The following is a 12,337-nucleotide window of genomic DNA, read 5'->3' on the forward strand; positions in this document are numbered from 1 at the left end:
CGATTCGGCCCCGCGTCTCGGCGGGAGGAAGGATTGCGATGACCACATTCGGTGCGTACCAATCCGGAAACTGGCGCTTGCCATGAAACGGGTCCAGGGCAAGGCGGATCTACAGCAGATCCGCCAGATGCGGCTGCTACAGCATGTGGATGAACCATGCCTCGCGGCGCTGCTCGACAAATTCGAAACCTGCGATATCGATGCGCACGAAGTGCTGCTTTCTCCGCACAAGCCCAACCGCCACCTCTACCTGGTGCTGCATGGCGAGCTGACCGTGCACCTGGACTCCATGGACAACCAGCCGCTGCGCGTCATCGAAACCGGCGACTGCGTCGGCGAAGTGAGCTTCTGCGATCAGCATTTTCCCTCGGCCTACGTGGTCGCCCACCGGCCCAGCCGGCTGCTGCGCCTGCACTGCCGCGAGTTCGCCTGCCTGGCGCGCTCGCCACAGGTCATGCAGAACCTGGCGACCCTGCTCTGCGAACGGGTACGTCTGTGCGACCAGGTGATCGTCCGTAGCGAGCACAATGCCAACATCGACATGCTCACCGGCGTCTTCAATCGCCGCTGGCTGGAACACATCTTCGAGCGCGAAAGCACCCGCTGCGCCTTCAACCACCGACCGCTGAGCATGCTCATGCTCGATATCGACCGTTTCAAGAGCTACAACGACAGCCACGGGCACCTGACCGGCGATCGCGCCCTGTGCCTGGTGGCGCGCACCCTGGGCAGCCAGTTGCGGCCCAAGGACAGCCTGGTGCGCTTCGGTGGCGAAGAGTTCGTCATCCTGCTGCCGGAGCTGGAGCTGGACGAAGCGCGGCGGATCGCCGAGCGGCTGCGCCAGAGCGTCGAGCAGGCCGCGTCGGGCGACGCGTCGGTCGGCGCCCTGCCAGACGTCACCATTTCCATCGGCCTGGCGCAGCTGCGGCCGCACGACACACTCGAAGACCTGATCAACCGGGCGGACCAGGCGCTGTACCAGGCCAAGGAACGCGGCCGCAACTGCCTTTGCGGCTGAACGCCCGCATGAGGGCGGGCAAGGCTTCGCCCTGCATGCATCTTGCATTACACTGACGCGCGACTCTTTCCTACCTGACGACGAGAAGACCGTGCTCAAAGCACTCAAGAAAATCTTCGGCAAGGGCCCGGGCGAACAGCCCAGCGCGCCGGCCAGCAGCACCCGCAACCACGACGAGGCGCCACGGCGCAGCAAACCGGCCCCGCAGAAGCCGGCCGAAAAGGCCGCCGCCACCGCACAACAGGCGGCACCGACCGAGCGCACCGCCGACAAACCGCGGCGCCAGCGCAGCAGCAAACCCGCCAAGCCGGCCGCACCGGCCTGGAAACTGGAAGACTTCGTGGTCGAACCGGCCGAAGGCAAGACCCGCTTCCACGACTTCAAGCTCGCGCCCGAGCTGATGCACGCGATCCACGACCTGGGCTTCCCCTACTGCACGCCGATCCAGGCACAGGTGCTCGGCTACACCCTCAAGGGCCAGGACGCCATCGGCCGCGCCCAGACCGGCACCGGCAAGACCGCCGCCTTCCTCATCTCCACCATCACCCAATTGCTCGAGACGCCGCCGCCGAAGGATCGCTACATGGGCGAGCCGCGCGCACTGATCATCGCGCCGACCCGCGAGCTGGTGGTGCAGATCGCCAATGACGCCCTGGCGCTGACCAAGTACACCGGCCTGAACGTGATGAGCTTCGTCGGCGGCATGGATTTCGACAAGCAACTCAAGCAGCTGGAATCCCGATTCTGCGACATTCTGGTCGCCACCCCCGGCCGCCTGCTGGACTTCAACCAGCGTGGCGAAGTGCACCTGGACATGGTCGAGGTGATGGTGCTGGACGAAGCCGACCGCATGCTCGACATGGGCTTCATCCCGCAGGTACGCCAGATCATCCGGCAGACGCCGCCCAAGAGCGAACGCCAGACCCTGCTGTTCTCCGCCACCTTCACCGACGACGTGATGAACCTGGCCCGGCAATGGACCATCAACCCGGCCGTGGTCGAGATCGAGCCGGAGAACGTCGCCAGCGATACCGTCGAACAACACGTCTACGCCGTCGCCGGCAGTGACAAGTACAAACTGCTGTACAACCTGATCACCCAGAACGACTGGACCCGGGTGATGGTCTTCGCCAACCGCAAGGATGAAGTGCGGCGGATCGAGGAACGCCTGACCAAGGACGGCGTCAGCGCCGCACAGATGTCCGGCGACGTGCCGCAGCACAAGCGCATCAGGACGCTGGAAGGCTTCCGCGAAGGCAAGATCCGCGTGCTGGTGGCCACCGATGTCGCCGGCCGTGGCATCCACGTCGAGGGCATCAGCCACGTGATCAACTTCACCCTGCCGGAAGACCCGGACGACTACGTGCACCGCATCGGCCGCACCGGCCGTGCCGGCACCAGCGGCACCTCGATCAGCTTCGCCGGCGAGGACGACGCCTTCGCCCTGCCGCCGATCGAGGCGCTGATCGGCCGCAAGATCCAGTGCGAGATGCCGCCCGCCGAACTGCTCGTGCCGACGCCGCGCGCGCACCGCTGAGCGCCTGCGGGAAAGCGGGCTGCCTTCGGCCCGCTCGGCCAAGGGCTGTGATACAGGTCAGTACGCCTGGCTTCGAAGGGGCTAGATTGACAGCATTTCCAGCAGAAAACGGAGTTCGCCCATGCAGCATATCGACTGGCTGATCATCCTGATCGGGACGGGCTTCGTCCTGTTGGGCTTCGGTTACAACTTCCGCGACCGCGGCTGGGGTGTCGGCATGATCGCGGCCGGCATGCTGACGATGTTCTCCACCGTGGCGTTCAAGCTCTACATCACCTTCAACTGAATCCTCAGCCCCCTTCGCGCCAGCGTTCGGCGGCGACCTGATCGCTCGCGCGCCCTTCCACCCAGCGCGGGCCGGCAGGCGTGTTTTCCTTCTTCCAGAACGGCGCCTGCGTTTTCAGGTAGTCCATGACGAAGCGGCAGGCGTCGAATGCCGCATCGCGATGCGCGCTGGCGGCGCCGACGAAGACAATCGGCTCGCCGGGCTCCAGCGCCCCGACGCGATGCAACACGTCCAGCCGCAGCAGCGGCCAGCGCTGCTCGGCCTGCGCGATGATCTTCGCCAAGGCCTTCTCGGTCATGCCCGGTGCGTGCTCGAGGAACATGCCGGCGACCTCCTGGCCATCGTTGAAATCCCGCACGTAGCCGACGAACCCGGCTACCGCGCCGATGCCCAGGTTGGCCGCATGCAGCGCATTGAGTTCGGCGCCGGGATCGAACGCCGCCTGCTGTACGCGAACGCCCATGCTCAGCCTCCGGTCACGGTCGGAAAGAAGGCGACTTCGTCGCCATCGGCCACGGCTTCATCGAGGCCGCAGAGTTCCTGGTTGCGTGCGCACATCAGGTTCCGCTCGCCAAGCACCTGCCATTCGCCGCCGCGAGCCAGCAGGCGCTGGCGCACGTCGTCCACGCAGGCGAGCGAAGTATCCCACTCGAGGCGCTCGCCCTCGCTGCCGAGGGTTTCCCGATAACGGGCGAAATACTGGATCGAGATCATGCCTGCACCTGCCAGTGGCCGCTCTTGCCGCCGAGTTTCTCCAGTAGCCGCACGCCTTCGATGACCATGCCGCGATCCACTGCCTTGCACATGTCGTAGATGGTCAACGCCGCCACGCTGGCGGCGGTCAGCGCCTCCATCTCCACCCCGGTCTGCCCAGCCAGCTTGCACACCGAACGGATCAGGACGCAGTCCTCGCCATCGGCCTCGAGCTCGACCTTGATGCTGGTCAGCAGCAGCGGATGGCAGAGCGGAATCAGTTCATGGGTTCTCTTCGCCGCCTGGATGCCGGCGATGCGCGCCACGGCGAAGACGTCGCCCTTGGGATGCCCGCCCTGCTGGATCATCTGCAGGGTCTGCGGCAGCATCCGCACGCGCGCCTCGGCCACGGCCTCGCGTGCGGTGACGGCCTTGTCGGTAACGTCGACCATGCTGGCGCGGCCCTGGGAATCGAGATGAGTGAGCATTCGGCACTCCTGATCGGAAAATCACGAGTCTACCCCAGCTGCCGGCGATGAGCCCGCCCCCCGAAGAGGTACTACCGGGCCCACCATCCGGCAGCCGCACCGCCGCTACATATGCGCCTCGGCGTACTCGGCGAGCACCGAACGCGGCACCCCCTGCAGGGTGATGTGCACGCCATGGGGGAAATCCTTGAAGCGCTCGGTCAGGTAGGTCAGGCCGGAACTGGTCGCCGACAGGTAGGGCGTATCGATCTGCGCCAGGTTGCCCAGGCAGACCACCTTGGAGCCGTTGCCGGCGCGGGTGATGATGGTCTTCATCTGGTGCGGCGTGAGGTTCTGGCACTCGTCGATCAGGATCAGGCTCTGCTGGAAGCTGCGCCCGCGGATGTAGTTCAGCGATTTGAACTGCAGGGGCACCTTCTGCAGGATGTAGTCGATGCTGCCGTGGGTATTCTCGTCATCCATGTGCAGGGCTTCGAGATTGTCGGTGATCGCGCCGAGCCAGGGCTCCATCTTCTCTGCCTCGGTGCCGGGCAGGAAGCCGATGTCCTCGTCCAGCCCCTGCACGCTGCGGGTGGCGATGATGCGCCGGTAGCGCTTGCTCACCACCGTCTGCTCGATGGCCGCGGCCAGGGCCAGGATAGTCTTGCCCGAACCCGCCGCGCCGGAAAGATTGACCAGGTGGATGTCCGGATCGAGCAGCGTGAACAGCGCCAGGGCCTGGTGGATGTCGCGTGGCCGCAGGCCCCAGGCCTCCTGGTGCAGCAGCGGCTCCTGGTGCAGATCGAGCAGCAGCAGCTCGTCGCCCTTGATGCCTTTGATCCAGCCAACGAAGCCCTGCTCGTCGATGATGAACTCGTTGATGTGCACCGCCGGCAGGTTATCGGTCAGCAACACCCTGTGCCAGGTACGCCCATGGCCCTGGTGGGTCTCCACCTTGCTCACCCGGTCCCAGAACGAGCCGCTGACGCTGTGGTAGCCCGGTGACAACTGCCCCACGTCGTCGACCAGCTGGTCGGTGTGGTAGTCCTCCGCCGCCACGCCGCAGGCACGCGCCTTCAGGCGCATGTTGATGTCCTTGGTGACCAGCACCACCGGCACGCCGGGCCGCTGTTTGCTGAGTTCGACGACCTGGTTGATGATCTTGTTGTCGTTCAGGTCTTCCGGCAGCCCGTTGGGCTCGGTGCGCCGGCTCATGAGGATCGAAAGGCTGCCGCGCGGCCCGCTCTTGCCCCGCTGGATCGGCACGCCCACCTCGACTTCTTCCGGCGTGGCATTGCCCAGCAGCTTGTCGATCAGACGGATCGCCTGGCGGCACTCGGCCGCCACGCTGTGCTTGCCGGTCTTGAGTTGATCGAGTTCCTCGAGCACGGTCATGGGGATCGCGACCTGGTGTTCCTGGAAATTCAACAACGCGTTGGGATCGTGGATCAGGACATTCGTGTCGAGGACATAGAGCGTGGGCTGGGTAGCACGAGGTCTGCCATAGTCATCCATACCGATCACCTTCTTCTAGGGCCAGAAACGAAGTGCCGATGGCACTCCGCCGCAGAGAACCGCCGTGCAGCGAGGTGAGCGGACGAGGGCAGCCGGTGGCTTCGGGGCTGCCCAGGAGCCGCCACCTGTGTCGCAGGATTCGGCGGTCTGGATTCGGTAATACCGTAAAACTTATGACAGACAAAAGACTTTTCTGTTGGATGCGGATTATTTTTGCAAATCGACAGAACGGCCTTGGCATGCACGTTTCACGCAAGCTACAGTCCGCATTCGGGGTGTGCGCTTTCGTCGCAGCGGTTCACCTCGGCGGTGACATGCACCAGTTGCGGGAAGCGCTGCAACACTGCCTTGTAGTGGTCTGCGTTATAGGTCTGATGCGTCACAACGCTCAGGATGCAGCTGTATTGCGCACGTCCTACGCGCCACAGGTGCAGGTCCGTGACCTCGGTATCCGGCACGTCTTCCAGCGCCTCGCGAATCTTCTGCACCAGCGGATCGTCCATCTCCCGATCCAGCAGCGCCTTGCCCGTATCCCATAGCAGGCCGCGGGCCCAGACGAGAATGACCACGGCACCGACGATCCCCATGGTCGGGTCCAGCCAGCTCCAGCCGAACAGCTTGCCGCCCAGCAGGGCCAGGATCGCCGCGACCGAGGTCAAGGCATCGGTCAGCACATGTATGAATGCCGCATGCCGATTCAGGTCCCGCCCGCCGCCGGCGTGGTGGTGGCCGTGCGGCTCGCCATGGCCATGGCTGTGGCTGTGGCTGTGGCTGTGGCTGTGGCCATGCTGATCGCGCAGCAGCCAGGCGGATATCAGGTTGACCATCAGGCCGAGCAGGGCGACCAGCAACGCCTCGTCGAATCCGATCGCCGCTGGCGACCAGAAACGCAGCAGCGACTCGCCGATCATCGTCAGCGCCACGACGACCAGCAGCAGCGCGCTGGCGAATCCGGCCAGCACCTCGATCTTCCAGGTACCGAAGGCGAAGCGGTGGTCCGCCGCATAGCGTCGCGCCAACAGATAGGCCAGGGCAGCGAGGCCGATGGCGACCATGTGCGAGGCCATGTGCCAACCGTCTGCCAGCAAGGCCATCGAGTTGAACCAGTAGCCGGCGATGATTTCCACCACCATCGTCAGCCCCGTCAGGATCGCCACCATCCAGGTCTGGCGCTCCGCGCCGTGTTCGAGCGGTCGATAATCGTGGGGCGGTTGCCACTGCGCGTGGTTGCAGTCGGGCATGGGAACTCCTTTCGTCGAAAGGACACCTTGTGCCTGTCTGCCGGGGCAAGGTCAACACCCTTGATCAATCGCCCCCATAGCTGGAGCCCGCTCATGGATGACGCCTACAATCGCGCCATCACAAAGGAGACCAGCACATGCTGATGGTGATTTCCCCAGCCAAGACCCTCGATTACGACACGCCACCGATTACCCCACGCTTTACCCAACCGCAGCACCTCGAGCATTCGCAGCTATTGATCGAACAATTGCGCACCTTCTCGCCGGCACGGATCAGCGAGCTGATGCACCTGTCGGACAAACTGGCGGCGCTCAACGTCGCCCGTTACGGCAGTTGGACGCCCGAATTCACGCCGCAGAATGCCAAGCAGGCCCTGCTCGCCTTCAAGGGTGACGTCTATACCGGCCTCAATGCCGAGGACTTTTCCGAGGCCGACCTGGACTTCGCCCAGCGCCACCTGCGCATGCTGTCCGGGCTTTACGGGATATTGCGCCCACTCGACCTGATGCAACCCTATCGTCTGGAGATGGGCACCAAGCTGGCCAATCCGCGCGGCAAGGACCTCTACGCCTTCTGGGGCCCACGCATCAGCAACTGGCTGAACGAAGCACTCGCCGAACAGGGCGACCAGGTGCTGCTCAACCTCGCCTCCAACGAATATTTCGGCGCCGTCCAGCGCAAGGCGCTGAATGCCCATGTCATCGACGTCGACTTCAAGGACCTGAAGAACGGCCAGTACAAGATCATCAGCTTCTATGCGAAGAAGGCCCGGGGCCTGATGGCACGCTGGATCATCAAGGAGCGCATCGAAACGCCCGATCGACTGCCGGCGTTCGACTACGACGGCTATCGCTACAGCCCCGCCGACTCTTCGGCGCAGCGCCTGGTGTTCCTGCGCGACAGCAGCGGTTCGGCCTCATCGTGAAGCCCATGCGCTGAACCGCCCTCGGCGACGCGCATCCAGCGCAACGGCCGACGCGGAGCCCATGCGGGTTCCGCCCATCACGCCGGAGCGGCGCTTCGATCAACCCGAGCGCCACGCCCATCCGGCACAGAATGCCTTTCGAAAAAACTCGCCGATCAACGGCAGCCGGCGCGGGAACTATCGCGCAACCGTCGCAATCATAAGGCGCGTACCGACAATTCCAGTTGGAAAGGGACGTCGCACATGAACGTGCATTGGATTTCGATGGATGCTGCAAACCACTCCGCCCCCAGCCGGAAAGCCACCGCCGGGGCACCGCAAGCTCGGGCGATGACACTGCAGCGCCGGCGATCAGCAGCCGGGGCGCCAGCCACAACCCGCACGGCATACGGTCCGATGACCGGCACCGCGCAAGGCACCAACGGAGGACTCCGGCCATGCGAAGGCACTGTCCTTGCCCAGCCAGAGGCGCACACGAAGCGCACGGCAGCGGGCCCACAACGACGATGGAGCGACGTATCGCCGACGTGCCCAGCCCCCCTTCATCCATGGCCACAAACCGGGCATAGCGCCGAGCGAGCCATGCACGGCTAACCGATTCCGACAGCAGTTTTCACTCTCGAGGCCTGCCTCGCGAGGGAGCGGGTTTTCGTTGCAGCCAACCGGGCTCCCCGCTCCGAACAGGACAAATCGAGGCGCGATACAGCGCTGGCGCCAACAGACAAGTAGAACGATCTTCGAAACGATTCAGGAGAACCCCATATGATCCCGGTTATTCTTTCAGGTGGTAGCGGCTCCCGGCTTTGGCCCCTGTCCCGCAAGCTGTTTCCCAAGCAGTTCCTTGCGCTCACCGGCGAGCAGACCCTGTTCCAGCAAACCCTCGAACGCCTGGCCTTCGAAGGCATGCAACAGCCATTGCTGGTGTGCAACAAGGAACATCGCTTCATCGTCAAGGAGCAACTGGCGGCGCGCAAACTCGGCGTCCAGGGCCTGCTCCTCGAACCCTTCGGCCGCAATACCGCACCGGCCATCGCCATTGCCGCCATGCAACTCATCGAAGAAGGGCGCGACGAACTGCTGCTGGTACTGCCGGCCGACCATGTGATCGAAGACCAGAAAGCATTCCAGCGTTCTCTGGCACTGGCTACCAATGCCGCCGAGAACGGCGAGATGGTGCTCTTCGGCGTACCACCCACCCGCCCCGAAACCGGTTACGGCTACATCAAATGCGATCTCAGCGACATGGACCTGCCGGAAGGCATCAAGCGAGTGGCCCAGTTCGTCGAAAAACCGGACGAGGCCCGCGCGCAGAGCTACGTCGAATCGGGTGATTACTACTGGAACAGCGGCATGTTCCTGTTCCGTGCCAGCGTCTTCCTGGACGAGCTGAAGAAGCACGACCCGGACATCTACGATACCTGCTGGCTCGCCCTCGAACGCAGCATCAAGAATGGCGAGGAGGTGCTCATCGATCCAGCTACCTTCGCCTGCTGCCCGGACAACTCCATCGACTATGCGGTCATGGAAAAGACCCAGCTGGCCTGCGTGGTACCGATGTCCGCCGGCTGGAGCGACGTTGGCTCCTGGGCTTCGATCTGGGACGTGCACAAGAAGGACCAGAACGGTAACGTCCTCAAGGGTGATGTGATCGCCGAAGACTCGCGTAACTGCCTGGTACACGGCAACGGCAAGCTGGTCACCGTGCTCGGCCTGGAAGACATCGTGGTGGTGGAAACCAAGGACGCCATGATGGTGGCGCACAAGGACAAGGTCCAGGACGTCAAGAAGCTGGTCAACGAACTCGATGCGCAAGGCCGCAGCGAAACGAAGAACCATTGCGCCGTATACCGCCCATGGGGCTGGTACGACTCGGTGGACATGGGCGGCCGCTTCCAGGTCAAGCGCATCTGCGTGAACCCCGGGGCCAGCCTCTCGCTGCAGATGCACCACCACCGCGCAGAGCACTGGATCGTGGTCTCCGGCACGGCACAGGTCACCTGCAACGAAAAAACCTTCCTGCTCACGGAAAACCAGTCGACCTACATTCCGATCACCTCGGTGCACCGCCTGGCCAACCCCGGCAAGATCCCGCTGGAAATCATCGAAGTGCAATCCGGCAGCTACCTGGGCGAAGACGATATCGAGCGATTCGATGATGTTTACGGCCGCGCCGAACATGCCAATGAAGCCAAGATAGCTCGCTGAACCGGCACGAACCGGGACCTGCATTAAGAAAACCCGCTTCGTCGCGGGTTTTTCTTTATATGGAACAGGCCGGGTCTTTGCCTCATACAGCCGGGCGGCGCATACTTGTGCAACTTGTTGCATTGCCGCAATGCCAGGCTTCGCCTGCCCACACAAGCCGCAGGAAAATGCATTGCATTGGCCTGTGCTTTTGAACCACTACCCGTTTCCTGCGTGTTTCAGCTTGTGCCAGCGCGCATAAACCTTTTTCATTCTAATCGCGTCGTATAACCACAACGCCTTAGCCGGATTCTTGCAAACTTCGATTTGCTGCGAGCGCGTGACTCGCACTGCAAACGCCCATCGCGAACCATCAATACAGGTCAACTACGTGACGAAAGACGAACTGCGCGCCGAACTTGAGCGCCAGGCGCAGCGCTTCACCACTGTTTACGGTGGGGAGATAACGACTTACGCAGCCGAGCGGGAACCCGAGCGCAAGCCATGGCGCAAGAAACCATCGCTACAGGATCAAGTGTTCCAACAAGAACTGCAGAAAATGGAAAAGGAACGCTCCGACCTGGATAGTCCCGCCTCGGAACAAGCCTGACCGCGCCTGCCCCAACAGGCGATCCATATGGTTAGCGCCCCGTAACAAGTGACATAAGCATTACAGGCCTGAACTCGACCGCCCTCGCGCATTAAATAATCGATGCGCTCACGGTAGCCGCCGAGTTCAGGCAGCAGTTGCCGAAGTACCGATCAGCGCTTCCCGCCCAGCAGAGAACCCAGCAAGCCCCTGACCAACTGTCGCCCCAGTTGGCTGGCAGCCTGATTCAACGCACTTTTCACCACTCGCCCGGCCAGTTCCCCCAGACCGCCATCGCTGTCCTGGCCGCGCGTAGCCTTCGCGGGCGCCTCGGCACTACGCTCTGTTGCTTGTTCGGCCCTGGCATTGAGCAGCTCGTAAGCCGACTCGCGATCGATGGGCTTGTCGTAGCGGCCGCGCAGCCCCGACTGGGCGACGAGGCCTGCACGCTCGCCTTCGCTCAATGGCCCCACGCGCGACTGCGGCGGCGCAATCGCCACGCGCTGGACCATCGCCGGCGTCCCCTTCTCCTCCAATCCACCGACCAGAGCCTCGCCGATACCCAACTGAGTCAGCACGTCGAGCGTGGAGAACGCGGGATTGGCGCGAAAGCCGTCGGCGACCGAACGCAGCGCCTTCTGCTCCTTGACCGTATAGGCCCGCAGGCCGTGCTGGATACGCAGCCCAAGCTGCGCCAGGACCACATCCGGCAGATCGGCCGGCGACTGGGTCACGAAATAGACTCCCACGCCCTTCGAGCGAATCAGCCGCACTACCTGCACCAGGCGTTCCTGCAGCGCCTTGGGCGTATCGCCGAACAGCAGGTGCGCCTCATCGAAAAACAGCACCAGCAGTGGCTTATCGGCATCGCCGCGCTCCGGCAACTGCTCGAACAGCTCGGCCAGCAGCCACAACAGGAACGTGGCGTAAACCTTCGGCGCCTCGTGCACCAGCACGCTGGCATCGAGCAGGTGGATACGGCCCCTGCCGTCACTGTCCGGATGCAACAGATCCTCGAGCTGCAGCGCCGGCTCGCCGAACAAGGCCTCGGCGCCCTGCTGCTCCAGCGTCGCCAGGCGCCGCAGCAACGCCTGGGCCGATGCACTGGTAAACAGCGCGCCGTCCTCGCCGAGCATCCGCGGATCGGCCTTGAGATGGGCGAGCAGCGCCTTGAGATCCTTGAGGTCGAGCAACAGCAGGCCTTCCCGGTCAGCCACCTTGAATGCGGCATAGAGCGCTGCCTGCTGGCTATCGGTCAGTTCGAGCAGGTTACCCAGCAGCAGCGGCCCCATTTCGCTCAGGGTGGTGCGCAAGGGATGACCGCTGCGACCGTGCACATCCCACAGGGTAACCGGGTAGGCCTGCGGCCGATGCTCCAGCCAGGGCATGCTGGCGATGCGCTCGGCAATCTTGCCTTGCGGTTCGCCCACGGCACCCAGGCCGCAGAGGTCCCCCTTGATGTCGGCGGCGAATACCGCAACGCCAGCATCGCTGAACTGCTCGGCCAGGCGCTGCAGGGTCACCGTCTTGCCGGTGCCGGTGGCACCGGCGATCAACCCGTGCCGGTTGGTCAGACGCAGGGACTGGGTGTTGGGTTCGCCACTGGCCTCGGCGCCGAGCACCAGGCGGTCGATCAATGCCTTCATCAGCCCCTCTCCATGTCGTACAGCGTCAGCGCGTATCGCCAGTACCGTCAGTTAACGCAGGCTCGGCTCTTTCCCGCGCGCTCTGCAGGCGGGCCCAGAGCGCCGCGGCATCGGCGAACGCGGCGCCGTGTTCCGCCGTCAGCGCAGCGGGATCGTAACGCCGCGTACAACCGTCGCCGATGACTGGCAGCGCTTTCGAAACGGCTCGCTCGCGGGGATCGCCCATGACGGCTCC

At 63.8% G+C, this 12,337-nt stretch carries 13 protein-coding genes; 6 read left to right on the forward strand and 7 right to left on the reverse strand.

Translation table 11 applies throughout. The annotated features are described in order from the left end of the window. Nucleotides 1-82: 82 nt before the first annotated feature. From CXK94_RS16690 to CXK94_RS22460, 3 genes are all read left to right on the forward strand, one after another. Entirely contained in the window at nt 83-1,018 is a 936-nt protein-coding gene (locus CXK94_RS16690) for a GGDEF domain-containing protein (RefSeq protein ID WP_102895170.1), read from the forward strand. 91 nt (nt 1,019-1,109) lie between these two features. Then, entirely contained in the window at nt 1,110-2,555 is a 1,446-nt protein-coding gene (rhlB, locus tag CXK94_RS16695) for an ATP-dependent RNA helicase RhlB (RefSeq protein WP_102895171.1), read from the forward strand. 121 nt (nt 2,556-2,676) lie between these two features. After that, nucleotides 2,677-2,841: a hypothetical protein gene (locus tag CXK94_RS22460; protein ID WP_180984442.1), complete on the forward strand. Its 165-nt coding sequence runs from the start codon at nt 2,677-2,679 to the stop codon at nt 2,839-2,841. Nucleotides 2,842-2,845: 4 nt separating this feature from the next. On the opposite strand, the gene moaE is transcribed toward CXK94_RS22460, so the two are convergent. The 5 genes from moaE to dmeF form a co-directional block, all read right to left on the reverse strand. Beyond that, nucleotides 2,846-3,304, reverse strand: coding sequence for a molybdopterin synthase catalytic subunit MoaE (gene moaE / locus CXK94_RS16700; RefSeq protein WP_102895172.1), 459 nt, complete (start codon nt 3,302-3,304; stop codon nt 2,846-2,848). Nucleotides 3,305-3,306: 2 nt separating this feature from the next. Beyond that, nucleotides 3,307-3,555, reverse strand: coding sequence for a MoaD/ThiS family protein (locus tag CXK94_RS16705; protein WP_102895173.1), 249 nt, complete (start codon nt 3,553-3,555; stop codon nt 3,307-3,309). Beyond that, nucleotides 3,552-4,022, reverse strand: a complete 471-nt coding sequence (gene moaC, locus CXK94_RS16710) for a cyclic pyranopterin monophosphate synthase MoaC (RefSeq protein ID WP_037043016.1) — start codon at nt 4,020-4,022, stop codon at nt 3,552-3,554. Before moaC ends, CXK94_RS16705 begins: the two co-directional genes overlap by 4 nt. Nucleotides 4,023-4,127: 105 nt before the next feature. Further along, nucleotides 4,128-5,516: a PhoH family protein gene (locus CXK94_RS16715; protein WP_037043018.1), complete on the reverse strand. Its 1,389-nt coding sequence runs from the start codon at nt 5,514-5,516 to the stop codon at nt 4,128-4,130. Between the two features lie 257 nt (nt 5,517-5,773). Continuing rightward, complete coding sequence (dmeF, locus tag CXK94_RS16720) at nt 5,774-6,757, reverse strand: CDF family Co(II)/Ni(II) efflux transporter DmeF (protein ID WP_102895174.1); 984 nt, start codon at nt 6,755-6,757, stop codon at nt 5,774-5,776. Between the two features lie 137 nt (nt 6,758-6,894). On the opposite strand from dmeF, the gene yaaA reads away from it, so the two are divergent. From yaaA to CXK94_RS16735, 3 genes are all read left to right on the forward strand, one after another. Continuing rightward, nucleotides 6,895-7,683: a peroxide stress protein YaaA gene (gene yaaA, locus CXK94_RS16725; RefSeq protein ID WP_037043022.1), complete on the forward strand. Its 789-nt coding sequence runs from the start codon at nt 6,895-6,897 to the stop codon at nt 7,681-7,683. 762 nt (nt 7,684-8,445) lie between these two features. Then, nucleotides 8,446-9,888 (forward strand): mannose-1-phosphate guanylyltransferase/mannose-6-phosphate isomerase, encoded by a 1,443-nt coding sequence (locus CXK94_RS16730; protein WP_102895175.1) that lies wholly within the window; start codon nt 8,446-8,448, stop codon nt 9,886-9,888. 370 nt (nt 9,889-10,258) lie between these two features. Further along, nucleotides 10,259-10,477 carry a hypothetical protein gene (locus CXK94_RS16735; RefSeq protein ID WP_102895176.1) on the forward strand — a complete coding sequence of 73 codons (219 nt, stop codon included), beginning with the start codon at nt 10,259-10,261 and terminating at the stop codon, nt 10,475-10,477. Between the two features lie 152 nt (nt 10,478-10,629). On the opposite strand, the gene CXK94_RS16740 is transcribed toward CXK94_RS16735, so the two are convergent. Together CXK94_RS16740 and CXK94_RS16745 are read right to left on the reverse strand one after the other, a co-directional pair. Further along, nucleotides 10,630-12,102, reverse strand: a complete 1,473-nt coding sequence (locus CXK94_RS16740) for a helicase HerA-like domain-containing protein (RefSeq protein WP_102895177.1) — start codon at nt 12,100-12,102, stop codon at nt 10,630-10,632. Nucleotides 12,103-12,127: 25 nt separating this feature from the next. Then, nucleotides 12,128-12,328 (reverse strand): hypothetical protein, encoded by a 201-nt coding sequence (locus tag CXK94_RS16745; protein WP_037043028.1) that lies wholly within the window; start codon nt 12,326-12,328, stop codon nt 12,128-12,130. Between the last annotated feature and the right edge of the window lie 9 nt (nt 12,329-12,337).

This window comes from Stutzerimonas stutzeri (assembly GCF_002890915.1).
Classification (GTDB): domain Bacteria; phylum Pseudomonadota; class Gammaproteobacteria; order Pseudomonadales; family Pseudomonadaceae; genus Stutzerimonas; species Stutzerimonas stutzeri_AF.

Excerpts from the sequence above, each read along its gene's own strand:
- CXK94_RS16715 (WP_037043018.1), bottom strand. The coding sequence starts at position 5,516 with ATGGATGACTATGGCAGACCTCGTGCTACCCAGCCCACGCTCTATGTC.
- dmeF (WP_102895174.1), bottom strand. The coding sequence starts at position 6,757 with ATGCCCGACTGCAACCACGCGCAGTGGCAACCGCCCCACGATTATCGA.
- CXK94_RS22460 (WP_180984442.1), top strand. The coding sequence starts at position 2,677 with ATGCAGCATATCGACTGGCTGATCATCCTGATCGGGACGGGCTTCGTC.
- CXK94_RS16740 (WP_102895177.1), bottom strand. The coding sequence starts at position 12,102 with ATGAAGGCATTGATCGACCGCCTGGTGCTCGGCGCCGAGGCCAGTGGC.
- CXK94_RS16705 (WP_102895173.1), bottom strand. The coding sequence starts at position 3,555 with ATGATCTCGATCCAGTATTTCGCCCGTTATCGGGAAACCCTCGGCAGC.
- CXK94_RS16745 (WP_037043028.1), bottom strand. The coding sequence starts at position 12,328 with ATGGGCGATCCCCGCGAGCGAGCCGTTTCGAAAGCGCTGCCAGTCATC.
- yaaA (WP_037043022.1), top strand. The coding sequence starts at position 6,895 with ATGCTGATGGTGATTTCCCCAGCCAAGACCCTCGATTACGACACGCCA.
- moaC (WP_037043016.1), bottom strand. The coding sequence starts at position 4,022 with ATGCTCACTCATCTCGATTCCCAGGGCCGCGCCAGCATGGTCGACGTT.
- moaE (WP_102895172.1), bottom strand. The coding sequence starts at position 3,304 with ATGGGCGTTCGCGTACAGCAGGCGGCGTTCGATCCCGGCGCCGAACTC.
- CXK94_RS16690 (WP_102895170.1), top strand. The coding sequence starts at position 83 with ATGAAACGGGTCCAGGGCAAGGCGGATCTACAGCAGATCCGCCAGATG.
- CXK94_RS16730 (WP_102895175.1), top strand. The coding sequence starts at position 8,446 with ATGATCCCGGTTATTCTTTCAGGTGGTAGCGGCTCCCGGCTTTGGCCC.